This window comes from Streptosporangium sp. G12, from assembly GCF_052983175.1.
In genome coordinates, this window is record NZ_JBRIQO010000005.1 from 229,832 (window position 1) to 256,259 (window position 26,428).

The window sequence follows — 26,428 nt, forward strand, 5'->3', positions numbered from 1 at the left end:
TCCCGTTTCGTACGAGGTGCGCCTTCCCCAACGGCCTCATACCAGGATGATCACAAGTGACTGAAGGAGAGACTACCGTCGGTTGTGACGTCGCACCAGAGGGGGGTCATACCGAGATGTTGCGGCGCGGGCACTTGGCCGGGGCATCCTCGGGAATGAGGGAAACCCCACGAACTGGTGATCGCCCCCCCGGAGGACCAGATGAATACCGGTATCGAACGGGTCGAACCCATCCCCGGTTCGCCCACCCTGATCAGGAAAGGCCAGATGCTCACCGACGCCTCCGGCCTCGCGGCCACCGCCCGCTGGGCCGACGCCGTCACCGAGACCGGGGGAATCTACCGGGTGCGGCTCTCACCGGGCGTGGACGTCTGCGACCTGGTGGCGTCGGTGCGGGCACGGGGCGTCCGCGCCTCCCCCAACCACGTCCTGACGGGCCAGCCGCTCTACTTCGGGGGCCCGGCCTCCCGCCCCTTCCCCCGCGCGGCCCTCCCGGCGCCCGAGCCCGCCCCGGCCGGGCCCTCGGCGAGCGCCGTGACGGTGGCGCTGGCCGACACCGGCCTGGCGGAGCACCCCTGGTGGCAGGAGAGGCCGTGGTTCCTGGAACGGGGACGGGAGTCCGCCGAGATACCCGACTCGGACGGCGACGGCGAGCTGGACCTCCAGGCGGGGCACGGCACGTTCGTCGCCGGACTGGTCCTGCGAGCGGCCCCGCTGGCACGGCTGCAGCCGATCCGGGTGCTGGACGGCCACGGGATCGGGGACGAGGCCGGGCTGCTGCGCGTCCTGGGACGGCTGCGGGCCGAACCGCCGCGGGTGCTCAACCTGTCCTTCGGCGGGCACACCTTCGACGACCGGCCCTCCCCGCTCGTGGAGGCCGCCCTGGAAGGGCTGGCCGGTACGGTCACGGTGGCCTGCGCGGGCAACACCGCCTCCGACCGCCCCTTCTGGCCCGCCGCGTCACCCGGAGTGATCGCCGTCGGAGCGCTGGACGCCCGGGGGGAGGCGAGGGCCCCGTTCTCTGCGTACGGCCCGTGGGTGGACGCGTGCGCCCCCGGCGAGTGGCTGTCCAGCACCTTCCTCGAGCACGGCGCGTTCCAGGGCTACGCGCGCTGGAGCGGGACCTCCTTCGCCACCGCCCTGGTGAGCGGGGCGATCGCCGCGGCGTGCGCGGAACGGCCCTCCCCGGAGGCCGTGAAGCACGTCCTCGACCCGTCCGGGACCAGGCGGATCCCCGATTTGGGAGTCGTCGTGCCCATGCCCGGCTAAAGTCTCACCCAAAGTACTCACGTGAACACTCAAAGTGTTCTACGCGGCCATGGAGGTGCCGGTGGGCGATCAGCACACGATCGACGCCATCCTGGTGGACGACCAGGCTGCCTGGGACGAGCTGGTCACCCGTTTCGAAGGGTTGCTGTGGTCGGCCGTGCGCGCCTACGACCTGAGCCCGGCCGACGCCGCCGACGCGGTGCAGGGCACCTGGCTGCGGCTGCTGGAGAGCCTGCACACCATCCGCGATCCGGACAGGATCGGTCCCTGGCTGTTCACCACGGCCAAGCGCGAGGCGTCCCTGCTGAGCCGGCGGCACCGGGGCGAGCGGCTGGTCGCCGACCCGGCGGACGCCGAGCACGCGCACCTCGCCCCGGCCGGCGCCGGGCACGCCCACGCCGATCCCGCGCTGGCCGTGCTGAGCGCCGACGAGGGCCGCCGCCTGTGGCAGGCCGTCGACGAGATGCAAGAGCCGTGCCGCTCGCTGTTCCGGCTGATGGCCACGGCCCCCGACGCGGGCGTCCACCAGCTGGCCGGGCGTCTGGGCATGCCCAGCGGCAGTTACGGCCCCACCCGGGGCCGCTGCCTGAACCGGCTCCGCACCCTGCTCACCGCCCGGGAGGCGACACCGTGACGCGACATCCGACGGCGATCGACGACGAGTCCCTGATAGCCGCGCTGCGCCTGGCCTCGGGGAACGACCCGGTGCCCGCGCGGGTGACGGCCGCCGCCCGCGCGGCCTTCGGCCTGCGGCTGCCCGACGCCACCACGGCCCGCCCCGTGGCCACGCCCGTGCCGCGAGGCGTCCGGTCCGCAGAGGAGCCCCGGCTGCTGAGGTTCACCGCCGGCGAGCTCACGGTGGAGCTGGAGATCACCTCCGTGGACGGCCTGGTCGACCTGGCGGGCCAGATCTCCCCCTGCCCCGAGGCGGGCACGCTGGTCGAGGTCCGCACCCTGCATCTCACCGAGTCACGCGCGCTGTCCGCGACGGGCCAGTTCGCCGTCACCGGCCTGCCGCCGGGCTGGTTCAGCGTGGTGTGCCACCGGCCCGAGGGCTGCCCTGTGGTCACCAGCTGGACCCGGATCCGCCCGTAGGTGACCTCCGACGAGGCGCTCGCCGCCGCCGAGCACGCGGTCGAGCTCTCGGGCAGCGACCCGGCCCGCGCCCTCGCGCTCGCCCGTACCGTGCTCGCCGCGCTTCCCGCGTCCTGCCGGGAGGTGGCCGATCGGCCCGGCCCGGGTGGCGCTTCGAACAGCGGCACCCCGGAACGTGATCCGGAGAGCGGTCCCGACGGCGGCGCGGTCGCGGGGTGCGGGCACTGCGAGGCCGAGGCGGTGGCGCACCGGGCGCTGGCGGTGGCGGCGCGCGAACTGGGCGACCTGCCGTTCGCCGAGGAGCGGCTGGGCCGGGCGGTGCGGATCGCGCTCTCGGCGGGGCTGCCGCACCGGGCGGCCCAGGCGCGGCTGTCGCTGGTCCACGTCCGCACGGAGCTGGGGCACCCCGAGCAGGCGCTGGCCGTCGCCGCCGACGCCGAGCCCGGCCTGACCCCGGCCGAGGTCGGCAAGCTCGGCGTGCACCGGGCCGTGGCCCTGGCGCGGCTCGGCCGCTACCGCGAGGCCGTCGACCACTGCGACCGGGCCGTGCCCGTCCTCGGCGGCGACGTCAGGTTCCTCGCCGGGGCGATGCTGAACCGCGGGCTCGCCCGGGTGTTCCTGGGGGAGTTCGAAGCGGCGGAGGCCGATCTGAACCGGTGCGCGGAGCTGGCGAGGGACGCGGGCCTGGAACACGTTCTCGCGCTCGCCGAGGGGAACCTGCCGTTCCTCGCCGCGCGGCGCGGTGACCTGCCCGCCGCGTTCAGCGCCTACCGGCGCGCGGAAAGCATCCTGGTCGGCTACCCGGAACGGCTGGCGACGGTGCGCTGCGACCTGGCCGAGGCCCTGGTCGGCGCCCATCTGCCCGGCGAGGCGCGGGTGCTGCTGGAGATGGCGGTTCCCGAGCTGGCGGCGGCGGGCGCCGGGACGGCGCTGGCCGAGGCCCTCCTCCTGCTCGCCAGGGTCGAGCTGCGCACCGGTGATCCGCGCCGCGCCCGGGAGAGCGCCGAACTGGCCGCCCGCGAGCTGGCCGCGCAGGGGCGGACGGTGCTGGCTCCGGTGGCCGACGAGATCATCCTGCGGGCCCGGCTCGCGCTGGACCCGCCCTCGGCGGAGCTGCCCGCGGCGATGCTCTCGTGCGCCGACGCCCTCGACGCCGCCGGGCACGGGGACACCTCGGCGGCGCTCAGGCTCACCGCCGCCGAGGTCTCGCTCGGGCTGGGCGACCGGCCGTCCGCCGAGGACCAGCTGGCCCTCCTGGCCCGATCGGGCCGAGGGGTGGTCGCCCTTCAGGCGACGGCGCTGCGACGGTCCCTGGCGGGAGACCGGAGAGGGGCGTTCGCCGCGGTGCTGGCCGGGCTGGCGGAGGTGGGCGCCGGGACGAGGACGTTCGAGGATCCGGTGGTGCGCGCGCACGCCGCCAGGGCCGGTGAGCCGCTGGCCGGGTTCGGGCTGGCCCTGGCGATGCGGACCGGGCGGGGCCGCGCGGTCCTGGCCTGGGCCGAGCGGTGGCGGGCGGTCACCGGGGGTGCCGGCCGGCCGCTCGCGCCCGGCCTGGCCGCGCTGCGGGCGGCGCTCGGGGAGTCGATCCTGGTGGAGTTCGTCCGCCACGAGGGTGATCTGGCGGCCGTCGTGGTCGCCCGGGACCGCGTGACGCTGCGCCGCCTCGGACCGTTCGCCGCCGTCGCCGAGGCCACCGTCCGCCTCCGGTACGGGCTGCGCAGGACGCACCTGCTCGACGGGAGCGCCCCCGAGCCCGGCGCGGAGGCCGCGGAGCTGGAGCGGCTCCTCTTCGGCTCGCTGCGTGACCGGCTGGGCGGCCGGCCGCTGGTGATCGTGCCGACGGGGACGCTGCACACCCTGCCCTGGCCGCTGCTGCCGATGAACGCCGACCGGCCGGTGACCGTGGCGGCCAGCGCCGCCGCCTGGCTGGCCGGGTGGCGGGTGCCGGCCGTACGGGACGGGCGGGAGGCGGCGGTGCCGGTGGTGGTGGCGGGACCGGGGCTGCGGTACGCGGAGGCCGAGGCCCGCATGGTCGGCGAGTGCCATCCGGGGACCGGGCGGGTGGCGGCGCGGCGGGCGGAGGTGATGGCGGCGCTGGAGCGGGCCGACGTGGCCCACCTGGCCGCGCACGGGATGTTCTCCCCGCGCAGCCCGCTGCTGTCGAGCATCGATCTCGACGACGGCCCGCTGATGGCGTACGACCTGCTGCGGCTGCGCACCCCGCCCGCGCTGGTGGTGCTGTCGGCGTGCGACGCGGGGATGGCGCACGCCCCCGCGGACGGGGCGCCCCTGGGGCTGGCGGGCACGTTCCTGTCGCTGGGGACGCGATGCGTGGTGGCCAGCCTGGTGCCGGTGCGCGACGAGGAGACGCTGACGCTGATGACCGCCTTCCACGGGGCGCTGGCCGCCGGTGACCCGCCCGCGCGGGCGCTGGCCGTCGCGAGCGGGAAGACCGGCGTGGCGGGCTTCGTCTGCTTCGGGTGCGGGGACCGGCCGGTGGCGACCGGCCCGCGGGAGCCGGTCACCCGGGGCGGTCGGCCGGTGGCGACCGGCCGGAAGGAGCTGATCGTCCGGGGCGGTCAGCCGGTGGCGACCGGCCGGGAGGAGTCGGTCACCCAGTCGGACCACGACCCGACGTAGAGCGCGGCCGGGATGCCGGCCACCTCCAGGGCCAGCACCTCGTGCGCGGCCGTCACGCCGGATCCGCAGTAGGCGCCGACCTCCACGCCGGGGACGACGCCCAGGGTGTTGAAGCGTTCGCGCAGGAAGTCGGGCAGGTGGAAGCGGCCGGAGGGGTCGACGTTCTCGCCGGTGGGGGCGCTGACCGCGCCCGGGATGTGCCCGGCGACCGGGTCGATCGGCTCGACCTCGCCCCGGTAGCGCTCGGCCGCGCGGGCGTCGAGCAGCACCCCGTCGGCGGCGAGCTCGCCGGCCCGTGCGGCGTCGAGCACCGGCATCCCTCCCGGCCGCGCCTCGAAGTCGCCGGGCTCGGGGCGGTGCTCCTCGACGGAGACCGGCAGGTTCTCCGAGACCCAGGCGCGCAGGCCGCCGTCGAGGACCCGCACGTCGGGGTGGCCGAAGTAGCGAAGGAGCCACCAGGCGCGGGCGGCGGCCGCGGTGGAGTCGGCCCCGTCGTAGACGACGACGGTCCGGGAGCCGGACACGCCGAGCCGGCGCATCGCCTCCTGGAACGCCTCGGCGGAGGGCAGCGGGTGGCGGCCGCCCTCGCCCCCCGGCCCGGCGTGGGCCGCGAGGTCGGTCTCCAGGTCGCAGAAGACCGCGCCGGGGATGTGCCCCTCGCGGTAGGAGTCGATCCCGGCCGGTCCCGTGGGCAGGACGGCGAGCTTCCAGCGCACGTCGAGAACGCTCACCCCGGTCATGCCCTCCAGCTCGGCGGGGGTGATCAGCGGGCTCATCGGGTGCTTACCTCCAGAAGGGGAACGTACTGCTCGGCGGGTGTCAGCGAGCCGTGGCAGCCGAGGAACCCCGCCTCGTGCGGCTCGGCGACCGAGGCGACGACGGCGCAGTCGGTGTACGGCACCGCGAGGACGTCACCGATCCTGGGCAGCCATTCCGGGCGGATCTCCGGCCCGAACCAGCCGGACTCGACCGCCTCCTCCCGGGACACCACCCACGCCTTTCCCGCGAGGACGTCGCGCCAGGTGTCGAGGACCGCCGCCGAGGCGCCGGGGGCGGTGTAGAGGTGGCGGGCCCTGGCCTCCCCGCCGAGCAGGGTGACGCCCTCGCGCAGCTCGGGGAGGGCGTCGACGTCGACGCGATCGGTGACGTTGATCATGCCGTGGTCGGCGGTGACGTACATCGCCGAGTTCGGCGGGAGCGTCTCCGCCAGCCGCTCGGCCATCCGGTCGACCGAGGCGAGCTGGTCGAGCCAGGCCGGGGAGCCCCAGCCGTTGATGTGGCCGGCGGAGTCGAGGTCGCCGTAGTAGACCGAGACGTGGGCCCGGGGCTCGGCCAGCGCGTGGCGGACCCCGGCGATCCGGTCGTCGACCTCGTCGGCCCCGACGAAGCGCACGCCCCGGTAGACGGCCCTGTTGAAACCGGTGGTCTCGAACTTGGCAGGGCCGACGTAGCTGACCGTGACGTCGGCCGCCGCCGCGCGCTCGTAGACGGTCGGGGCCGGCTGCCACTCCCCGGGCTCGACGAGGGGCCCCGGGGCGGTCCAGCGCAGGCAGTTGAGCATGTATCCGGCGCCGGGCACGGCGAGCTGGTAGCCGAGCATGCCGTGCCCGCCCGGCGGCATGCCGGTGCCGAGGGTGCCCAGGCTGGTCACGGTCGTGGCGGGGAAGCCCGCGGTGAGCACCCCGCCGGACACCCCGCCGGACAGGGAGGACAGGAACGGCGCGACGTCGGGGTGGGCGCGGAGCAGCTCGGCGCCCATGCCGTCGACGAGGAACAGCAGGACCCGCCCCGCCGGGGCGAGATCCAGCGGGTTGCCGCCGTCCACCCCGACCGCGGCGAGCAGCGAGGAGGACAGGTCCGCGAGCGAGGCCGTCCCGTACGCGGGGACCAGGGGGTTCATGAGGCGGTGCGGGCGGTGGCCTCCGACAGTGCCTTGGCGAAGGCCAGCACGTGGGAGACGGCCTCCGGCCCGTCGGCCGCCTCGCTCACCCGCAGGGAGAGGTCGTCGGCCGTGATGGCGCCGGTGTATCCGTGGTCGGCCTCGCAGTTCTCGTCGCCGCAGGTGGCCGGCTCCAGGTCGACGTGGGAGATGGCCCCCCAGCCGATGGTGAGCGTGACCTCCGTGGGCGGCACTCCCGGCACGTAGGAGGCGGGGTCGGGGACGACCCGGGTGACCGCGACCGACTGGATCCGGCTGAGGCGCACGGCCTCGGTGGTCGTGGAGGCGTGGGACGCCGACACCCCCTCCACCGGCGGGTGCTCGTCGGTGTGGCAGACGAGCAGCCGGGTGGGGGAGAGCACCAGCACGGTGACGTGCCTGCGCACCTCCATGGCCGGGTCGAAGGTGGCCTCGTGGTGCACGACGTAGGCGTCCACCTGCTCCTTGCCGAGCGCGGACTCGACCGCGTCGGCGACCAGGTCGGGATAGTAGCCACTGCGGTCGATGGCGTCGCGCAGGCCGGCGGACGAGAGTCGGGTTTCCCTCATGGGTCCATCCTGCCCTGTCCGGGGCAGCGCTTTCACCGGGAGCACGTGAGCTTCGGCCCACGGTGCAAATCGTGATGCGGCCCGCCATCGGCTTCTCCGGCCGGAAAGGCGTCGTCGGGGCGATCCGGGAGCCGCCGGGAGCCCGTTCCCGCCCGCGGCTTTACCCTCCGATCGGTTTGGCGTGATCCCGTCGGGGTTATCGGGAGCGATAGCGGTGGCGTGCGCGTACGTCCGAGGAGCGGTAACGGGCGATTCTCCGCATTCTCCGCCTTGCTTTACATATCTGGGAATGCTTTTCACCGCGCCGAAATCGGAAGCGGTGCATTCCTACCGGAATCGGGGGCGAGGAATATGGCCGGTGAAGGTCCGGATTCAGCCGGACGGGCCGGGATGGCCGGAGGGGCACAGCCGGATTCGTCACAACGGGCCCGGCCCGCGTGGCGGACCGGCCTCTCGCGCCTCGCGGCGACCGTCCCGGTGACCGTCGTCACGGCCGCCATGACGGCCGCGGCGGCGACCGCCGTGGGCCCGCCCACCTCGGGGGCGGAGCTCCCCGGCGACCTGATCCTCACCACGGTTCACGACGGCCCGTTCCAGGCGGGCGGCGCCGGCACGTTCTCCATCGACGTCACCGCGGCCCCCGGCTCCGCCGGGATCACCCGTCCGACCGAGGTCGCCTACCACTTCCCCTCCGGCCTGACCCCGGTGAGCGCCTCGGGCACGGGCTGGAGGTGCCGGATCACGGCCAGGATCGTCGGCTGCGGCACGCGCGGCCTGGTCGCCCCCGGGTTCCAGCTTCCCCGGATCACGGTCGGCGTGGCCGTGTCGCGGAACGCCTCGGGGACGCTGACCGCGTCCGGCAGGGCCGTCCATACCGTCCGGGACGGCGTGGAGGACATGGAGGACATGGTCGACCCCAGCGCGGAGACGGGCACGACGACCGGCACGGAGGCCGCGATGGAGACCGGTCCCGCGCCGGCCACCGTCGCCAGCACGGTCCAGATCGTCCCCGCGGCCCGGCGGACGGGCCAGAACGGGTAAGTCCTCTAGCCGAGGCGCCGGGGGCCGCCGTCGGGGCGCGGGCCCTCGTGGCTGCGGAGCACGGCGCGGGCGCCCAGCACGATCACCCCCGACTCCCCCACCAGCACCGGGTCGAGGGTGAGCCGCGCCACCTCGGGGAGGTCGTCCGCCAGCCGCCCGAGCCGGATCAGCAGATCCTCCAGGGCCTCGACGGCGACCGGCGGGTAGCCGTACTCGCCGAGGAGGAGGGGCGCGGCGCGCGGCGACCTCACCAGCGCGGCGGCGTCCTCACAGGTCAGCGGGGCCAGCCGGTACGCCTCGTCGCGCAGCAGCCTCGCGGTGATCTCGCCGAGCCCGAAGGAGACCACCGCGCCGAAGGCCGGGTCGTCCATCACCCCGGCCACGGTCGGCACCGCGGGCTGCGGGGCCATGCGCTGCACCGCGAGCACGGCCTCCGGTCCGAGCTGGCGCGTCAGGTCGGCGTAGGCGTCGCGCACCCCGTCGGGCCCGGACAGCCCCAGGCGCACGGTCCCGGCGCGCATGGCCGCCTCGGGGCCCGCCGCCTTCAGCACGACCGGCCAGCCGAGCCTCGACGCCGCCTCGACGGCCTCCTCCGGCGACTCCACCGTCTCCGACGGCCATACCTCCACCCCGTAGCGGGCGAGCAGTTCCGAGGCGTCGATCTCGGCCGGGGCGTCTCCGAGCGTCGCGAGCACGAGGTCGCGCGCGGCGCCGGCGTCGACGCCCTCGATCTCCTCGGGCAGTCCCGCGGGCCGCTCCAGCCAGCGCGCGTGCCGCACGACGTGGGCGAGCGCGCGGACCGCCTCCTCGGGCGCCGCGTACGAGGGGATGGAGCCCCGCCCGGGTACGGCGCCGACCCGCAGCTCGTCGAGCATGCCGATCCTGCCCTCGAAGGTGGCCAGCACCGGCTTGCCGCAGTCGCGGGAGGCGCGCAGCAGCTCGGCGGCGACCTTCGCGCCGTCGCCGGGGATGGGCGGCATGTAGATCGCGACCACGGCGTCCACGTCCGGGATCACCGAGGTCAGGGCCGCGCCGAACTCCTCCGCGCAGGCCCGCGCGCCGAGGTTGACCGGCGGGCTCGGCTCCAGGCCCACCCGCACGCAGGCGTCGGCCGCGAGGAGCGCCATCGCGTCGGAGTTGCTGACCAGCCCGACCCTGGACCCGGCCGGCAGCGGCTGGTAGGCCAGCAGCTGCGCCACGTCGAACTGCTGGATCAGGTCGTCGACCCTGATCACCCCCGCCTGCTCGAACAGCGCGCTGAGCGCGGTGTCGGGCAGGCCGAGCACGGGCGCGGCGTGGCCGGTGGGCACGTCCTGGGTGGTGCCGCCGCTCTTGACGACCACGATCGGCTTGCGGCGCGAGATGCGCCGCGCGAGGCGGGCGAACTTGCGGGGGTTTCCCAGCGACTCCAGGTAGAGCAGGATCACGTCGGTCCGCGGGTCCTCCTCCCAGTACTGGAGCAGGTCGTTGCCCGACACGTCGGCGCGGTTGCCCGCCGAGACGAACGAGGAGATGCCCATGCCGCGCTGGGCCACCCGCTGCAGCAGCGCGGTGCCCAGGGCGCCCGACTGGCTGAAGAAGCCGACCCGGCCGAGCCCCGGGAGGGTCGCGGCGAGGGTGGCGTTCAGCCGTACCGCGGGGTCGGTGTTGGCGATGCCGAGGCAGTTGGGACCGACGACCCGCAGGCCGTACGCGCGGGCGATGCGCGCCAGCTCGTCCTGCCTGGCCCGGCCCTCGGGTCCGGTCTCGCCGAACCCCGAGGAGACCACGATCAGCCCGCGTACGCCCTTCTCCGCGCACTCCTTGACCACCTCGATCACCCCGTCGGCGGGTACGGCGAGCACGGCGAGGTCCACCTCGCCGTCGATGGCCGTCACGCTCGGGTAGGCCCGCACCCCCGCGACGGCCCGCGCCTCGCGGTGCACGGGGTAGACCGGACCGGCGAAGTCGGCGCCGAGCAGGTTGCGCAGCACGGTCTGGCCGACGCCGCCCGGCTCGCGGCCCGCTCCCACGACCGCCACCGAACCCGGGGAGAGCAGCCGTTCGATGGAGCGGGACTCGGCGCGGTGCTCGCGGGCGGTGGTCACCTCCTGGGCGGTCTCGGTCGGGGTGAGGTCGAGGGTCATCCTGACCACGCCGTCGGCGAAGCGGCTCTGCGCGGTGTAGCCGACCTGCTTGAGCACCGCCATCATCTTCTGGTTGGCGGGCAGGACGTCGGCGACGAAACGCGCGATCCCCTGCTCCCTGGCGGTGGCGGCCAGGTGTTCGAGGAGCACCGAGGCGACCCCCCGGCCCTGGTGGGCGTCCTCGACGAGGAAGGCGACCTCAGCCTCACCGGGCTCGATCCGGTCGTAGCGGATGACCGCCACCATCTCGGTGCCGATCGTGGCGATCAACGCCACGCGGCTCTCGTAGTCGACGTTGGTGAACCAGGTGATCTCCCGCTCCGACAGCCGCGGCCGGGGACCGAAGAAGCGGAAGTAGATCGACTCGTCGGACAGCCGGCCGTAGAAGGAACGCAACCGGTCGGCGTCGGCGGGCCGAATCGGGCGTACGTGGGCGGTGCCGCCGTCCGAGAGAACGACGTCCGCCTCCCAGTGAGCGGGATACTGAGCAGCCTCCACAGTCCCGAGAGTAGACGCGAATCTCATATGGCAGACCACCCGGACGGATTCACGCAACGCTTGTGCATCGACTGTGGTCCGGTGTCCGGTCAAGACCCCATACGCTGGCCGGAAGCTGTTAAGTTTTTCGCGGTTAGAGGCACGACCAGAGGTATGGCTTGAAGCATGTCTAGAGGCACGTCGGCATCGAAGGCAGCAAGGTGGTGACATCATGACGCGGGTGGTCGTGGTGGGCGATCTCATGACCGACGCGGTCGCGCGGGCTCGCTACCCGCTGGCCAGGGCCAGCGACACACCGGCGATCGTCACCATGCACGGCGGTGGTTCGGGTGCCAACATCGCCTCCTGGCTCGCCGTCGAGGGCACCGAGGTCGCCTTCATCGGGCGGCGCGGCGCCGACATCACGGGCCGTAACCGCGACATGGAGCTGATGGGCTACGGCGTCGACGCCCGCCTCGTCATGGATCCCGAGCGCCCGACCGGCACCTGCGTGGTGCTCGTCACCCACAAGGGCGAGCGCACCATGCTGTCCGACCCGGGCGCGAACGCGGCCCTGTCCCCCGAGGACCTGCCCCGTGACCTGTTCTCCCAGGGCGGGCACCTGCACCTGTCCGGCTACACCCTGATCAACGAGGGTTCCCGCGACGCCGGCATGGCCGCCCTGGAGATGGCCCGCCGCGCGGGGATGACCGTCTCGGTCGACTGCTCCTCCTCCGCCCCCCTGGAGCGCACCGGCGCCGAGCCCTTCCTCGAGTGGACGCAGAGCGCCAAGCTGCTGTTCGCCAACGCCGACCAGGCCAAGGTCCTCACCGGCCGCGACGACCCCGCCGCCGCCGCCAAGGTCCTCACCGCCTGGTTCCCCCAGGTCGTCGTGAAGCTCCGCGACGAGGGCGCGCTCTGGTACGCCAACAACCGCCCCGACCCGATCAGGGTTCCCGCCGAGTCCGTGGAGCGCGTGGTCGACGGCACCGGTGCCGGTGACGCCTTCACCGCCGGCTTCCTGCCCGCCTGGCTCGGCGGCAAGCCCCCTGCCGAGGCTCTCGCCTCCGGCTGCCACCTGGCCTCCCGGGCCATCTCGCACCTGGGCGCCCGCCCCCGCCTCTGACCGTCCCCGCCTGACCGCCCGCGCCGCTGGCCGCCCGTACCACTGCAGGCCACCGGTCCGCGCCGGGTGCGGTCCCGGGGTTTTCCCCGCTCTCCACGGTGATCCAATAATGTGGTGGGACCATGTTCGCGGCGACCCCCTGGAGTGACGCATGCCGGAGCCCCGCCCCCTGCGGCCGGGTGACCCGGAGCTGATCGGCCCGCACCGGCTGGTCGGATTCCTCGGTGAGGGCGGCCAGGGCGTGGTCTACCTGGCGCGCACCCCCGAGGGAGAGCGCGTCGCGCTCAAGGTGCTGCACGCCAGGCTCTCCGACGACGCGCATGCCAAGCGGCGCTTCCAGCGGGAGGCCGACGCCGCCCGGCGGGTCGCCCCGTTCTGCACCGCCCGGGTGCTGCAGGCCGACGCCACCGGCGACCGGCCGTACATTCTGAGCGAGTACGTCGACGGCGAGTCGCTGCAGCAGGTGGTGTCCAGGGAGGGGCCACGCGAGGAGTACGCGCTGGTCAGGCTGGCCGTCGCCACCGCCACCGCGCTGGCCGCGATCCACCGTGCCGGGATCGTGCACCGCGACCTCAAGCCCAGCAACGTCCTGCTCGGCCCCGACGGCCCCCGCGTCATCGACTTCGGCATCGCCAGAGCCCTGGACGCCGCGTACAGCCTGACCACGGACCTGGTCGGCACGCCCGCCTACATGGCGCCCGAGCAGTTCCACGAGCAGGAGGTCGGACCGGCGGGCGACGTGTTCGCCTGGGCCGGGACCATGGTGTTCGCGGCGACCGGGCAGCCCCCGTTCGGGCTGGGCAACCTGGCCGTGGTGATGCGCCGCATCCTCATCGCGGAACCGGACCTGTCCGGCGTGCCGGAGTCGCTGCGCCCGCTGCTGGGCGCGGCCCTCACCAAGGACCCCCGCTCCCGGCCCGGCTCGGCCGACGTGCTGGACATGCTGCTGAACGCGGCCGGTGGTCCCGAGCCGGTCTCCGGAACGTTCCCGCCCCCCGCGTCTCCCCCGCCACCCCGCGCGCCGGGAACGGCCCGCTCCTCCTCCGCGTTCCCGGCACCGGCTCCCCTGCCGGGCCGCGCGCCGGTCCCGGCCCGGTCCTCCGTCCCGTCCCCGGTACCGTCGGGGGCTCCGTCGGGGGCGCTGTCTCGGGCGCCTTCTCCCGCGACGCCTTCCACCGGGTTCTCCTCGCCGTCACCGGGCCGGCTCGCCCGGCTCGCCTGCACGGTGGGGCGCCGGCGGATCCTGCTCGCCGCCTCGGCCCTGGCGACCGCCTGCGTGCTGGGCGTCACCACCTGGCTGGTCCTGCCGTCCGGCGAGCCCGAAGCCGTCTCGCGGGTGACGCCGAAGCCGGCGCCGACCGGCTTCGACGCGGCCTCGGCCTCGGTCGTCAACCCCTCGGCACGCAGGGGCGGGACGATGCGGTTCGGCGCCGGCTTCGTCGCCGACTCCTTCGATCCGGGCAACACCTACTACCCGTCGCTGTGGAACGTCGCGCGGCTCTACGGACGCTCGCTGACGATGTACCGGCCCGTTCCCGGCGCCGGGAGCCGGGAACTCGTGGGCGACCTGGCGGAGGGCCCCGGCGTGCCCAGCGACGGGGGCAGGACGTGGACGTACCGGCTCAGGGAGGGCCTGAAGTACGAGAACGGCACGCCGATCGTCGCCGCGGACGTCAAGCACGCCGTGCTCCGCGCGATCGGCAAGGACACGCTCAGCCGGGGCCCGTACCACTTCGAGGAGCTGCTGAACCTGCCCTCGGGCTACCGGGGCTACTTCGCGTCGCCGAAGGCCGACACCGACGGGGCGATCCGGACCCCGGACGACCGGACCGTCGTGTTCCACCTCAGAAAGCCACACGGGGCGTTCGACCACGTCGCCCAGGTCCCCCAAACCATGCCGGTCCCCGAGGCGAAGGACACCGGCGCGGCGTACGAGAAGCACGTGCTCTCCTCGGGCCCCTACATGTTCGAGAGCGCGGAGCGGGGCAAGCGGCTCGTCCTGGTCCGCAACCCGCACTGGTCACCGGCGACCGACCCGAACCGCCGGGCGCTCCCCGACCGCTACGAGATCACCTTCGACATGGACCAGGACGCCGTCGACAAGGGCCTCGTCTCCGGCGACCTCGACCTGGACCTCGACTCGGGCGCGAGCGCGAAGCTGCCGGAGCGGATCGCGGCCGATCCCGCGCTCAGGGCGCGGGCCGACGCGCCCACGATCGGCTGGCTGCGGTACGTCGCGATCAACCCGCAGGTGCTGCCCTTCGACAACGTGGCCTGCCGCAGGGCCGTGTTCGCCGCGGCGGACCGGGAGGCCCTGCGCGACGCCTACGGCCGCGGCCTGCGCGCGGGCACGATCGCCACCGGGCTGCTCCCGCCGACCATCTCCGGGCACCGCCCGCTGAACCTGTACCAGACCGGCAAGGGCGACGTGGCCGCGGCTCGCGGGCAGCTGGCCGCGTGCGGGCGGCCCGGCGGCTTCGCGGCCACGATCGTCTTCCGGGCCGGACAGCCCGCCGAGCGGAAGGCCGCCGAGGCCCTGAAGGCGGCCCTGGGACGCGTCGGGATCCGGCTCACGCTCAGGGGCATGTCCCAGGCCGAGCACACCGCCCAGCACGGCGGCAGCCCCTCCTATCTGCGGAAGGAGAAGATCGGCCTCTCCATCCGGGCCTGGACCGCCGACTGGCCGGAGGGCGCCAGCTACCTGCCGTACCTGACCGACAGCCGGGAGATCCTGGAGGACGGCCTGTCGTTCAACGTGAGCGTGCGCCTGCCCGAGGCCGACCACCTCATCGACCAGGCCGGCGCCGAGCTCGACACCGGCCGGCGCGAGGAGCTGTGGGCGCGGGTCGACCGCACGGTCATGGAGCAGGCAGTCGTGCTGCCCGTCCAGTGGGACACCCGCGTCCTGCTCCGCGGCAAGCGCCTGACGAACGTGCACGTCAGCCACGCCTTCTCCGACTACGACTACGTCGATCTCGGCCTTTCCTGAGGGACGCGCCTTTCCTGGGGGACGTACCTTCTTGAGGCCTTGAGGCCTTCTTGAGGGCCGCGCCTTTCGTTGGGCCGCGCCTTCCCGGGAGCCCGCCGCCCCCTTCCAGGCGATTCCCGGCGGGCTCCCGACCGGCTTCTAGCTGGTGACCGCGAGGGCGAGGGGCAGCACGGCGGGGGCCCCGGCGTGGCGGAGCATGGCGGCTCCCAGCGTCATCGTCCAGCCGGTGTCGACCAGGTCGTCGACGAGCAGGACCGGGCCTCCGGCCCCGGCGACGGCCGGGCCCAGGGCGGCGGGCATGGCCAGGGTGCCCCTGATCGCCTGGACGCGCTGCGCGCTGTTGAACTGCCGTCCGGGCGGTCCCGACCGGTAACCGAGATCGCCCAGGTAGGACAGGCGCCCCACCTGGGCCAGCCGCTCGGCGAGGCTTCGGACGAGCTGGGGGCGGCTGCCCGAGGGCACCGCGACGACGCCGACCGGGCGCTGGGCCCACTCCCAGGACGACAGCACCTTGATCACGGCGGCGAAGACGTCGTCGGGGACCGGCCCGTCGGCGGCGCCGTCGGCGAGGAGGCCGCGCAGGCGGTTGCCCCAGCCGATGTCGGTGAGCCTGCCCAGCGCCCGGCCGGGCTCGGCGCCCAGCTCCGGCCTGATCCGTCCCTTGAGGTCGGCCAGCCCGGTCGGCCACTGCTTACGCGCCTCGACGTCCACCCCGGGCCGCTGGAGCCGGTCGGCGGCCGACCGTACGGCCTGCTCGTCCACCTCGGGCGAGCGATGGAGGCCGGTGCAGTTGTCACAGCGGCCGCAGGGGGAGGCGGTGTCGTCGTCGAGGCGGCGGCGCAGGAACTCCTCCCGGCAGCCGGTGGTGTCGAGGTATTCGAGCATGGCCCGCTGCTCGGCCTCGCGCTCGGCGGCGACCCTGGCGTAGCGCGGGGCGTCGTAGCCCCAGGGCTCGCCGGTGGACTCCCAGCCGCCCTTGACCCGGCGCACCGCGCCGTCGACGTCGAGGACCTTCAGCATGGTCTCCAGGCGGCTGCGGCTGAGGTCCACCCGGTTCTCCAGGGCGGCCGTGGACATCACGCCGCCCTCCTCCAGCGCGGCCAGCACGGAGCGCACGACGGGCTCGGGAGGGAAGGCGAGCGAGGCGAAGTAGGCCCAGATGTCGCGGTCCTCCGCGCCGGGCAGCAGGATCACCTCGGCCCGCTCGACCCCTCGGCCCGCACGGCCGACCTGCTGGTAGTAGGCCACCGGGGACTGGGGCGCGCCGACGTGCACCACGAAGCCGAGGTCGGGCTTGTCGTAGCCCATGCCGAGGGCGGAGGTCGCGACCAGTGCCTTGATCTTGTTGTCGAGCAGTGCCTGCTCGGCGGCGAGCCGCTCGGCCTGCTCGGTCTGCCCGGAGTAGGCGATCACCTCGTGGCCCTGCTCGCGCAGGTAGGCGGCGATCTCCTGGGCGGCGGCCACGGTGAGCGTGTAGACGATGCCGGAGCCGGGGAGCTCGTGCAGCGTGCGGGCGAGCCAGGCCAGGCGCTGCTCGGCGCCGCGCAGGCGCACGACCCCGAGATGGAGGCTGTCGCGCTCCAGCGCGCCGCGCAGCACGAGCGTCTCCTCGCCCATCTGCTCGGCGACGTCGCGGGTCACCCTGGCGTTGGCCGTGGCGGTGGTCGCGAGGATCGGCACACCCTCGGTGAGCTCCTCGAACAGCGTGCGCAGCCGCCGGTAGTCGGGGCGGAAGTCGTGGCCCCAGTCGGAGATGCAGTGTGCCTCGTCGACCACGATCAGGCCCGCGCTCTCGGCCAGCTCGGGCAGCACGTGGTCGCGGAAGTCGGGGTTGTTGAGCCGCTCGGGGCTGACGAGCAGCACGTCGACCTCGCCCTCGGCGACCTGGTTGTAGACCCGCTCCCACTCCTCGGGATTGGCCGAGTTGACCGTGACCGCGGTGATCCCGGCGCGCTCGGCGGCGGCGATCTGGTTGCGCATCAGGGCCAGCAGCGGCGACACGATGACGGTCGGCCCCTCGCCCAGCTCGCGCAGGAGCGCGGTGGCGATGAAGTAGACCGCCGACTTGCCCCAGCCGGTGCGCTGCACCACGAGCACCCGGCGCCGGTCCATGACCAGCGCCTTGATCGCCGCCCACTGGTCCTCGCGCAGCCGGGCGTGCTCCCCGGCGAGCGCCCGCAGCCGCTCCTCGGCCTCTTCGCGCAGCATCAGCTCTTCGCTCACCCGGTCATTGGTACCAGGTCTCGCCGACTGTTTTTCCCCGGTACGGCATACACGGGCGGCACTTGCCGTACCCGGGAGGGGAACGGCGCCCGGCGCGGGCCGTACCGGACGGGAGCCGAGAGGAGTGGTCGGCGGGCCTCCAGGCGCCCGACGGGCGCCCGATGAGTGCCCCACGGGTGCCCGATGAGTGCCCGGCGGGTGCGCGGCGGGACTCCGTGAGGCGCCGCCGGGGGGCCGCGGCCCGTTCCACCGGCGCCACCGGCACCCGCGACGCCGGGAGCTGGGGACCTGACGGGCTCCGAGCCGTGATTTGATGCATCCACTATGGACGTCACCACCTGGTACCTCGAACAGACCTCACGCTCGGACCTGCTGCCCGCCAAGCCGCCGTCGGTCGAGGTCGACGTCGTGCGCGCCGAGCTGCCCTCGCCCGAGTTCAACCGGTTCCTCCTCACGGCCGTCGGCGGAGACTGGCACTGGACCAACAAGCTGCCGTGGACCTGGAACGAGTGGGCGGACTGGCTGGCCGGCGGCGTGGAGACCTGGGTGGCCTACCACCGCGGCACCCCCGCGGGCTATGTCGAGCTCGTCCCCCAGGACGGCGGGACCGTCGAGATCGCCTCCTTCGGTCTCCTGGCGTGGGCGATCGGCAAGGGTATCGGCGGCCACCTCCTCGAGATCGGCGCGGCCAGGGCCTGGGACCTGGCCGACCGGCAGCCGGAGCGGGAGGCGACCCGGCGGGTGTGGCTGCACACCTGCTCCCTCGACAGCCCGGTGGCGCTCGCCAACTACAAGGCGCGCGGCTTCAGGGTCTACGACACCAGGGTGAACGTCCCCGGCGACGAGTACGAGGGTGAGACCCCCGGCCCCTGGCCGGGCGCGGGCCCCAGGACCCGAGACCTCCCCGGCACATCGGCCGCCCCGGGCACGGCGCCGTAGCGGCGGCGGCATCCACGGGCAGGCCGGGGAAGGCCCGGAAGTGTCGGATGGGCTGGGTATGGTATCGAGTCTCGGTATGATGCCCGGTCGCCCCCGTCACCGGCCTCCCACCGGACATCCCGGCCAAGGCTCCCCGGGGAGCCGGCACCAACGGTTGGACCACGAAGACAGAAGGAGGATGCGCCTCCCCTCGGCCTGACGGCCGGGGCGCGCGCGCAGGAAATCAGATGGCTCGACGGACGACCACACCCCCGACCGACGAGGGCTTCGAGGAGCGGATCGTCGACATCGACGTTTCCACCGAGATGCGCACCAGCTTCCTCGAATACGCATATTCGGTGATCTACCAGCGTGCGCTGCCGGACGCCAGGGACGGCCTCAAGCCGGTCCAGCGCCGCATCCTCTACTCGATGAGCGAGATGGGCCTGCGGCCCGACCGGGGCCACGTCAAGTCGTCGCGCGTCGTCGGCGACGTGATGGGCAAGCTCCACCCGCACGGCGACACCGCTATTTACGACGCGCTGGTCCGCATGGCCCAGCCGTTCTCGATGCGCCTGCCGCTCATCGACGGGCACGGCAACTTCGGCTCCCCCGACGACCTGCCCGCCGCGATGCGCTACACCGAGGCCCGGCTGGCCTCGGCGGCCATGGCCGTGGTCCAGTCGATCGACGAGGACACGGTCGACTTCAAGCCCAACTACGACGGCCAGGAGACCGAGCCCACGGTCATGCCGTCGGCCTTCCCCAACCTGCTGGTCAACGGTGCCACCGGCATCGCGGTCGGGATGGCCACCAACATGGCGCCGCACAACCTCGTCGAGGTCGTCGCCGCCGCCCGTCATCTGATCAAGAAGCCCGACGCGACGCTCGACGACCTGATGCGGTTCGTCCCCGGCCCCGACCTGCCCACCGGCGGCACGATCATCGGCCTCGACGGCATCCGCGACGCGTACGCCAAGGGCCGGGGCACCTTCCGGATGCGCGCCAAGTGCGCCGTCGAGCAGGTCAGCCCCCGCCGCAAGGGCATCGTCGTCACCGAGCTGCCCTTCAACGTCGGTCCCGAGCGCGTGGTCACCAAGATCAGGGAGCTGGTCACCGCCAAGAAGCTCCAGGGCATCTCCGACCTCAAGGACCTCAGCGACCGGCACAAGGGCCTGAGCCTGGTCATCGAGATCAAGAACGGCTTCATCCCCGAGGCCGTGCTGGAGGAGCTCTACCGGCTCACGCCGATGGAGGAGACCTTCGGCATCAACAACGTCGCCCTGGTCGACGGCGAGCCGCGCACGCTGGGCCTGCGCGAGCTGCTCCAGGTCTACGTCGACCACCGCATCGACGTGGTCCGCCGCCGCTCCCTGTACCGCCGGCGCAGGCGCGAGGAGCGGCTGCACCTCGTCGAGGGCCTCATCGTCGCCCTGCTCAACATCGACGAGGTCATCCAGGTCATCCGCTCCTCCGACAACTCCGCCCAGGCCCGCGAGCGCCTGACGGAGGTCTTCGAGCTGTCGGAGACCCAGGCCAACTACATCCTCGACACCCCGCTGCGCCGCCTGACCCGCTACGACAAGCTGGAGCTCGACCGCGAGAGCCAGACCCTGCGCGACGAGATCGCCGAGCTGACCGCGATCCTGTCCTCCGACGACAGGCTCCGCAAGGTCGTCTCCGACGAGCTCGCCCAGGTCTCCAAGACCTTCGGCACCCCGCGCCGCACGGTGCTGCTGGAGTCCTCGGGGGTCACGAGGAACGTCTCGGCCCCCCTGGAGGTGGCCGACGACCCCTGCCTGGTGCTGTTCTCCTCCACCGGCCTGCTGGCCCGCACCTTCGATGCCTCGCCGCTGGCCGGCGACGGTGACCGCTCGTCCCACGACGTGCTGGTCTCCGCCGTGCGGAGCACGGTCAGGGGCGAGGTGGGCGTGGTCACCAACCAGGGGCGGATGATCCGGGTCCAGGTGGTCGACCTGCCCACACTGCCCCGCTCGGCCAACCCGCCGTCGCTGTCCGGGGGCCACCCGGTCGCGGAGTACGTCACCTTCAACCCGGGCGAGACGGTCGTCGGCATCGGCTCGCTCGATCCCGACGGGCCTGGCCTGGCGCTGGGCACGGCGCAGGGGGTGGTCAAGCGGGTCGTTCCCGACTACCCGGCCAACCGCGACGACTTCGAGGTGATCACCCTCAAGGACGGCGACACGGTGGTGGGCGCGGTGGAGCTGGAGAGCGAGGACCACGATCTCGTCTTCATCACCTCCGAGGCCCAGCTGCTGCGCTACTCCGCCTCCGTCGTCCGCCCGCAGGGCCGTCCCGCGGGCGGCATGGCCGGTGTACGGCTGGACGGCGATGCCGTGGTGATCTGGTTCGGCGCGGTCGATCCGGCCCGCGAGTCGCAGGTCGTGACCATCGCCGGTTCCTCGACGGCACTGCCCGGCACCCAGATCGGCGGCGCCAAGATCTCCGACTTCGCCGAATATCCGCCGAAGGGCCGGGGCACCGGCGGGGTCCGCGTCCAGCGGTTCCTCAAGGGCGAGGACGTCCTGCTGCTCGCCTGGGCGGGTCCCGGACCGGCCCGCGCGGTCTCTGCCGTCGGCAAGCCCGTGCCCCTGCCCGAGGAGCTGGGCCGCCGTGACGGCTCCGGCGTACGGCTCACCCACACCGTCGCGGCCGTGGGCGGCGCCCTCGGCGCCGGAGGCGGCGAGGAGGGCTCAGCGGCGGCTCCCGCCCCCGAGGAGTGACCACCCGCCCGCGACGAGGCCCCGGGAGCCCCGCCAGAACGGCGGAGACTCCCGGGGCCTCGCGCGGCGAACCCTCGCGGGCTCCGAGATCACGGAAGACGGCAGGCGGGCCGTGAGGGCCTCCGTGAGGCTTCCGGCCCTGAGGCCCCCGCGCACGCGGAGCGACATGCACGGGGACGGCCGGTCGGCCGCGACGCCGGGAGCGCGCCGGACGCCCGGATCGGCCCGGAGGCCCTGAGATCACTCAGGAGGGTCAGTCGACGCACAGGCAGAACGGGTGCCCGGCGGGGTCGAGAAAGACCCGGAAACCCTCGTTCTCGCCCGGCTGGTACGGGTGTTTGGACGCGCCCAGCGCCAGCGCCTCCTTCTCGGCCTCGTCGAGGTTCTCGACCGTCAGATCGAGGTGGAACTGCTGGGACCGCTCGGTGGTGGGCCACTCCGGCGGCCGGTAGTCGTGGACCAGCTGGAAGCAGAGGCGTCCGGGCCTGCCCCCGGTGACCACCACCCATTCGTCCTCGACGCTGGCGATCTGCCAGCCCAGGAGCGCGCTGTAGAAGTCGGCCAGTTGCTTGGGGTCCGGACAATCGAGAACGATCGACCTCAGCTGCGCGATTCCCATGCTTCCTCCCAGACTCGGCACCGACGAAGATCCTATGGCGGTGTCACCGGGAGCCTCAACGGCCGCCGTACCGATCAGCCAGGGGCACGCGGGGCGCCCCGGCCCGGTGCCATGGCCACGGTCCAGGTCCGCCTTTCCCCGGCGGACGGACTGAAACCCGGGCTCTCAGGTGAGCACGCCCTGGAGCGCGAACCGGATCGCCATCAGCAGTTGCCAGGGCTCACCCGACTCCCAGAAGCGGACGACCCGGGCGACCCGGTCCGTCGGCTCGAACTCACCGGTCCCCTGGGGGCCGAAACACCCCGCCTCAGCGAGAACGGCCACGAACGGGTCGTCGTCCCTGAGCGACCGCGTGTAGACCGCCGCGTCGAGCAGGGCCAGCGCCGAGCGCGCGTTGCGGCCCCCGTCCCTGACCTCGACCCGGTCCAGCTTCCGCCTGCCCTGGTCACGAAGATAGTCGGCCAGCGATTCGGTCCTGCTCATCAGCCTCTCCACACTTCCGGACGTTGGGTGACGACATCATGACCGAGAGTGAGAGGCGACGACGGGATCTTGGTGAAGTCGTCACCAGGTGCGCCCCCGGCAACGTTCCGGAAACGGGCATGAAGCATCATTAGTCCGTTGATTGCGCCGACCGAAGGGTGCGCACGTGAGTGCTTTTGACGACCTGCTGACCGCCAACGAGGAGTTCTCCGCCACGTTCACCAACGCCGGACTGACCGGCAGGGCCGCCCGCGGCCTCGCCCTGGTCACCTGCATGGACTCGCGGATCGATCCGCTGGGGCTCTTCGGCCTGAAGCCGGGCGACGCCAAGATCCTCCGGAACGCCGGGGCCCGGGTCACCGACGACGTCCTGCGCACGCTCGTCCTGGCGGTCAACCTGCTGGGCGTGGAGCGGGTGCTGGTCATGCCGCACACCGACTGCGGCATGACCAAGGTCACCGACGACGAGGTGCACGCGATCGCCGCCCGGCGCGGCGTCGACACCCGCAGCCTGGACTTCCACACCGTCCCCGACCAGGACGCGGCGCTCCGCCATGATCTCGTACGGATCAGGACGAGCCCGTTCCTGCCCGTCGGCATGCCGGTCGGCGGGGCCATCTACGACGTGCGCACCGGCAAGCTGGTGCCGGTCGAGATCTGAACCTCGTGACCTGAACCTTGTGATCCGGTCCTCGTGATCCGGTCCCGGCAGGGGCCGGATCACGGTTTCACGATCGGCCGTGCTCGCCGGCGTTCGAAGGCGCCGGGCGGGGCGAACGACTCACGGGCACGCCCGATCGGCCGATCGGTGCCGCGGAGCTCGCCGTCAGCCGTCCCCGCCGGGGAATCACCCGGCGGGGACGGTCACGGTCACGCGTCGATGTGGTCGCGGTCGATCTCGGCCGCGCTGCTCACGATGAACTCCCGGCGAGGGGCCACGTCGCTGCCCATCAGGAGGGCGAAGATGCGCTCGGCCTCCTCGATGTCCTCGATGCGAACCCGGCGCAGGGTGCGGTGCCGAGGCTCCATGGTCGTCTCGGCCAGCTGGTCGGCGTCCATCTCACCCAGGCCCTTGTAGCGCTGGATCGGGTCCTTCCAGCGCTTGCCCCGGCGCTCCAGGTCGCGCAGCACCCGCTGCAGCTCGGCGTCGGAGTAGCAGTAGACGTACTTTCCGTGACCGCGCGTGGGGTTGATGACCTCGATGCGGTGCAGCGGCGGCACGGCGGCGAAGACCCGTCCGGCCTCGACCATCGGCTTCATGTAGCGGTGGAACAGGGTCAGCAGGAGGCAGCGGATGTGCGCCCCGTCGACGTCGGCGTCGGCCATCAGGATGACCTTGCCGTAGCGGGCGGCCTCGATGTCGAAGGAGCGGCCGGAACCCGCGCCGATGACCTGGATGATCGCGGCGCACTCGGCGTTCTTGAGCATGTCGGCGACGGACGCCTTCTGCACGTTCAGGATCTTGCCCCGGATCGGCAGCAGCGCCTGGAACTCCGAGTTGCGGGCCGCGCGGGCGGTGCCCAGCGCCGAGTCGCCCTCGACGATGAACAGCTCGCTGCGGTCGACCTCGTCGCTGCGGCAGTCGACCAGCTTGGCGGGGAGCGCCGAGTTCTCCAGGGCGGTCTTGCGACGCTGGTTGTCGCGGTGCTCCCGGGCGGCGATGCGGGCCTTGGCCGCCGCGACGATCTTCTCCAGGACCGCGCGGAGCTGCGCCTTGGCGTTGCGCGGCGGGTTGGCGAGCAGCTCCTTGAGCTCCCGCGAGACGACGTGGGCGACGATCCTGGAGGCCGCAGAGGTGCCCAGGACCTCCTTCGTCTGGCCCTCGAACTGCGGCTCGGGCACCCGGACGGTCACCACGGCGGTGAGACCCTCCATGATGTCCTCGCGGGTCACCGGGGCGTCGCCGTTCTTGAGCAGGCGGGTCTCACGCAACTGCTCGTTCAGGGTGCGGACGAGGGCGCGCTCGAAACCGTTGACGTGGGTGCCGCCCTTGGGGGTGGCGATCACGTTGACGAAGGAGCGGACGGTGCTGTCGTAGCCCTTGCCCCAGCGCACCGCCACGTCGACGGTGAGCTCCCGCTGGACCTCGGTCGGGGTCATGTGCCCCAGGTCGTCGAGGACCGGGACGGTCTCGTGGAAGTGGCCGACGCCCTGCAGGCGCAGCACGTCGCAGACGGCCTCGTCGCGGGCGAGGAACTCGGTGAACTCCGAGATGCCGCCGTCGAAGTGGAACTCCTCCTCGACGGCCTCCTCGCCGCGGCTGTCGCGCACGGCCAGGGTCAGGCCGGGGACCAGGAACGCGGTCTGGCGGAGGCGGACGTGGATCTCGTCGAGGGAGACCTCGGCCTCGGGAAGGAAGATCTGGTGGTCGACCCAGAAGCGCACGCGGGTGCCGGTGACGTTCTTCGCCACGGCGCCGCCGTCGCGCAGCCCGGACTTCTTCTTGAACTTGGCCTTAGGGCCGTCGCCGTCGAAGACACCGGGAACGCCCCTGCGGAAGCTGATCTCGTGGATCCGGCCGTCGCGGTCGACCTCGACGTCCAGCCGCGAGGACAGGGCGTTGACGACGGAGGCGCCGACGCCGTGCAGGCCGCCCGAGGCGCCGTAGGAGCCGCCGCCGAACTTCCCGCCCGCGTGGAGCTTGGTGTAGACGAGCTCCACGCCCGCCAGACCGCTCTTGGGCTCGACGTCGACCGGGATGCCCCGGCCGTCGTCGCGGACCTCGATGGAGCCGTCGGGGTGAAGCTCGACCTCGATGCGGCTGCAGTAACCGGCCAGGGCCTCGTCGACCCCGTTGTCCACGATCTCCCACAGGCAGTGCATGAGACCGCGGCTGTCGGTCGACCCGATGTACATGCCTGGACGCTTGCGGACGGCTTCCAGACCCTCCAGCACCGACAGGTGGCGGGCCGTATAACCCGTCTCCGCGCTAACTGCGGTCACGCCCACTCCCACTCTGTCGAACACGTGTGCGCAGCTTACCGTTCTTCCCACCACGACGCGTACAAGCTTGCCATCCGGTGGGCACAGGTGTTACATCCGGCGTGATCATCGTTACTTTCGGACACTTTCCGCTCTGGGCGTAGCAGGGGGTCGGTTGGGAACGTTCGTATCGGGTTAGATGTTCTCTCAAGTGACTGACGCCAGATCCTCCACCTCAGGGGATGACCTGAAAGGCGATACGTGACTGGAACCCTCGCCCCCGCCAAGCAGCTCACAGCTGCTGACCGCTGTGACCGGTGCGGCGCCCAGGCTTACATCCGCGCGACCCTGCCCGTAGGTGGGGAGCTGCTGTTCTGCGCCCACCACGGGCGGCAGCACGTGGCCGTGCTGAGAGACAAGGGCGCCAACATCCAGGACGAGTCCGCTCGTCTCAGCGACGCCCCGGCAACGGCAGGCAACGACGAACGATAACCAGACGAATGGAGCCATCATCGGACCCGATAGTGATATCGGCCCGCCACCGTGAAGCCTTGCCGCTCGTAGAGCGCCCTGGCAACGGTGTTCGACTCCACCACGACTAAATATGCCCGCTGTGTGCCCTGCGCCCGCGCATGCGAGAGCAGGGCACGCAACATCTTCCGTCCATGACCCCGGCGCCGCGCGTGCGGCAGTACGGCCATGGAGTAGATCCCGAACCACTCCCCCTGGACCACGCCCCGTCCCACGGCCTCACGGCCGAGCGAGGCGTATACGGCGGGCACGCCGGTGAGGATCCGCGCGGCCGTCACCAGGCCGTCGCCACCGAACCTCCCGTCCACGCTCCACCAGGCGTCCAGCCACGCCTGCGAGGGCGCCTCAGCGAGCTCGACCCTCTCCCCGGTCCCTTCGTGCTCTCCGGCCTCCCACGAGCTTCCGGGCTCCTCAGGCGGCCCGTCCCCGGGCGCGAGGCGCGCCGTCATGATCAGTGTGGGGTCCACCACCCGGTAGCCGCGCGCCCGCAGCGACGCGTCCAGGCCGGGCGTGGCGCCGCGCCCCACCGAGAAGACACAGGGCAGGCCCCGGTCGGCGTAGAACTTCTCGGCTCTCTCGATGCCCGTTCGAAGATCCTCCGGTTCGCCCAGCGGCAGCACGGAGTTGGCCCGCTTGGTCACCCCGTCCGCGGCGCGCAGCGTCCAGCCTCCGGCGTCCACCCGCTGGATCGCCGGCCAGGCCTGGTCGACCAGCCGGTCGAAGACCTCATCGATCATG

At 73.1% G+C, this 26,428-nt stretch carries 20 protein-coding genes; 11 read left to right on the plus strand and 9 right to left on the minus strand.

The window, feature by feature from the left end; translation table 11 throughout:
- The first annotated feature begins 201 nt into the window (after positions 1 to 201).
- The 4 genes from ACVCAG_RS10140 (at position 202) to ACVCAG_RS10155 (ending at position 5,004) form a co-directional block, all read left to right on the plus strand.
- Positions 202 to 1,269 (plus strand): S8 family peptidase, encoded by a 1,068-nt coding sequence (locus tag ACVCAG_RS10140; protein ID WP_447189763.1) that lies wholly within the window; start codon positions 202 to 204, stop codon positions 1,267 to 1,269.
- A 61-nt stretch (positions 1,270 to 1,330) separates the two neighbouring features.
- Positions 1,331 to 1,903, plus strand: a complete 573-nt coding sequence (locus tag ACVCAG_RS10145; RefSeq protein WP_440085118.1) for a sigma-70 family RNA polymerase sigma factor — start codon at positions 1,331 to 1,333, stop codon at positions 1,901 to 1,903.
- Positions 1,900 to 2,364, plus strand: coding sequence for a hypothetical protein (locus tag ACVCAG_RS10150; protein WP_440064626.1), 465 nt, complete (start codon positions 1,900 to 1,902; stop codon positions 2,362 to 2,364). The genes ACVCAG_RS10145 and ACVCAG_RS10150 overlap by 4 nt, the downstream gene beginning before the upstream one ends.
- Positions 2,365 to 5,004, plus strand: a complete 2,640-nt coding sequence (locus tag ACVCAG_RS10155; protein WP_447189764.1) for a CHAT domain-containing protein — start codon at positions 2,365 to 2,367, stop codon at positions 5,002 to 5,004.
- Here the strand turns inward: ACVCAG_RS10155 and ACVCAG_RS10160 are convergent.
- Genes ACVCAG_RS10160 through ACVCAG_RS10170 form a run of 3 tightly spaced genes read right to left on the minus strand, consistent with a single transcriptional unit; the run spans position 4,944 to position 7,491 of the window.
- Entirely contained in the window at positions 4,944 to 5,780 is an 837-nt protein-coding gene (locus ACVCAG_RS10160; protein WP_440085121.1) for a rhodanese-like domain-containing protein, read from the minus strand. The genes ACVCAG_RS10155 and ACVCAG_RS10160 overlap by 61 nt on opposite strands.
- A complete protein-coding gene (locus ACVCAG_RS10165) occupies positions 5,777 to 6,904 on the minus strand; it encodes an alkaline phosphatase family protein (protein ID WP_440085122.1) in 1,128 nt (375 codons plus the stop codon). Before ACVCAG_RS10165 ends, ACVCAG_RS10160 begins: the two co-directional genes overlap by 4 nt.
- Entirely contained in the window at positions 6,901 to 7,491 is a 591-nt protein-coding gene (locus ACVCAG_RS10170; protein ID WP_344918415.1) for a DUF5998 family protein, read from the minus strand. Before ACVCAG_RS10170 ends, ACVCAG_RS10165 begins: the two co-directional genes overlap by 4 nt.
- Positions 7,492 to 7,968: 477 nt before the next feature.
- On the opposite strand from ACVCAG_RS10170, the gene ACVCAG_RS10175 reads away from it, so the two are divergent.
- Positions 7,969 to 8,532, plus strand: a complete 564-nt coding sequence (locus ACVCAG_RS10175; protein ID WP_440085123.1) for a hypothetical protein — start codon at positions 7,969 to 7,971, stop codon at positions 8,530 to 8,532.
- 5 nt (positions 8,533 to 8,537) lie between these two features.
- Here the strand turns inward: ACVCAG_RS10175 and ACVCAG_RS10180 are convergent, their stop codons facing one another.
- Positions 8,538 to 11,183, minus strand: coding sequence for a GNAT family N-acetyltransferase (locus tag ACVCAG_RS10180; RefSeq protein WP_440085124.1), 2,646 nt, complete (start codon positions 11,181 to 11,183; stop codon positions 8,538 to 8,540).
- Positions 11,184 to 11,367: 184 nt separating this feature from the next.
- Here ACVCAG_RS10180 and ACVCAG_RS10185 point away from each other — a divergent pair, with 184 nt between their 5' ends.
- Both ACVCAG_RS10185 and ACVCAG_RS10190 read left to right on the plus strand, forming a co-directional pair.
- Positions 11,368 to 12,261 carry a PfkB family carbohydrate kinase gene (locus tag ACVCAG_RS10185; protein ID WP_440085125.1) on the plus strand — a complete coding sequence of 298 codons (894 nt, stop codon included), beginning with the start codon at positions 11,368 to 11,370 and terminating at the stop codon, positions 12,259 to 12,261.
- 151 nt (positions 12,262 to 12,412) lie between these two features.
- Positions 12,413 to 15,250 carry an ABC transporter substrate-binding protein gene (locus ACVCAG_RS10190; protein ID WP_440085126.1) on the plus strand — a complete coding sequence of 946 codons (2,838 nt, stop codon included), beginning with the start codon at positions 12,413 to 12,415 and terminating at the stop codon, positions 15,248 to 15,250.
- 138 nt (positions 15,251 to 15,388) lie between these two features.
- On the opposite strand, the gene ACVCAG_RS10195 is transcribed toward ACVCAG_RS10190, so the two are convergent.
- Positions 15,389 to 17,458 (minus strand): RecQ family ATP-dependent DNA helicase, encoded by a 2,070-nt coding sequence (locus ACVCAG_RS10195; RefSeq protein WP_440085234.1) that lies wholly within the window; start codon positions 17,456 to 17,458, stop codon positions 15,389 to 15,391.
- Between the two features lie 339 nt (positions 17,459 to 17,797).
- Between ACVCAG_RS10195 and ACVCAG_RS10200 the strand changes: the two genes are divergently transcribed.
- The gene (locus tag ACVCAG_RS10200) at positions 17,798 to 18,412 is read left to right on the plus strand and encodes a GNAT family N-acetyltransferase (protein ID WP_440085127.1); all 615 of its coding nucleotides are present in this window, start codon (positions 17,798 to 17,800) and stop codon (positions 18,410 to 18,412) included.
- A gap of 227 nt (positions 18,413 to 18,639) precedes the next feature.
- A complete protein-coding gene (locus ACVCAG_RS10205; protein WP_440085128.1) occupies positions 18,640 to 21,135 on the plus strand; it encodes a DNA topoisomerase (ATP-hydrolyzing) in 2,496 nt (831 codons plus the stop codon).
- 253 nt (positions 21,136 to 21,388) lie between these two features.
- On the opposite strand, the gene ACVCAG_RS10210 is transcribed toward ACVCAG_RS10205, so the two are convergent.
- Positions 21,389 to 21,754, minus strand: a complete 366-nt coding sequence (locus ACVCAG_RS10210; protein ID WP_440085129.1) for a VOC family protein — start codon at positions 21,752 to 21,754, stop codon at positions 21,389 to 21,391.
- 165 nt (positions 21,755 to 21,919) lie between these two features.
- A complete protein-coding gene (locus ACVCAG_RS10215) occupies positions 21,920 to 22,237 on the minus strand; it encodes a hypothetical protein (protein WP_440085130.1) in 318 nt (105 codons plus the stop codon).
- A gap of 166 nt (positions 22,238 to 22,403) precedes the next feature.
- Between ACVCAG_RS10215 and ACVCAG_RS10220 the strand changes: the two genes are divergently transcribed.
- Positions 22,404 to 22,898 carry a carbonic anhydrase gene (locus tag ACVCAG_RS10220; RefSeq protein ID WP_440085131.1) on the plus strand — a complete coding sequence of 165 codons (495 nt, stop codon included), beginning with the start codon at positions 22,404 to 22,406 and terminating at the stop codon, positions 22,896 to 22,898.
- Between the two features lie 209 nt (positions 22,899 to 23,107).
- Here ACVCAG_RS10220 and ACVCAG_RS10225 read toward each other — a convergent pair whose 3' ends face one another.
- Complete coding sequence (locus tag ACVCAG_RS10225; RefSeq protein WP_440085132.1) at positions 23,108 to 25,180, minus strand: DNA gyrase subunit B; 2,073 nt, start codon at positions 25,178 to 25,180, stop codon at positions 23,108 to 23,110.
- A 240-nt stretch (positions 25,181 to 25,420) separates the two neighbouring features.
- Here ACVCAG_RS10225 and ACVCAG_RS10230 point away from each other — a divergent pair, with 240 nt between their 5' ends.
- Positions 25,421 to 25,651 carry a DUF7455 domain-containing protein gene (locus ACVCAG_RS10230; protein ID WP_030920243.1) on the plus strand — a complete coding sequence of 77 codons (231 nt, stop codon included), beginning with the start codon at positions 25,421 to 25,423 and terminating at the stop codon, positions 25,649 to 25,651.
- 17 nt (positions 25,652 to 25,668) lie between these two features.
- Here the strand turns inward: ACVCAG_RS10230 and ACVCAG_RS10235 are convergent, their stop codons facing one another.
- Complete coding sequence (locus tag ACVCAG_RS10235; protein WP_447189765.1) at positions 25,669 to 26,427, minus strand: GNAT family N-acetyltransferase; 759 nt, start codon at positions 26,425 to 26,427, stop codon at positions 25,669 to 25,671.
- Position 26,428: the final 1 nt, after the last annotated feature.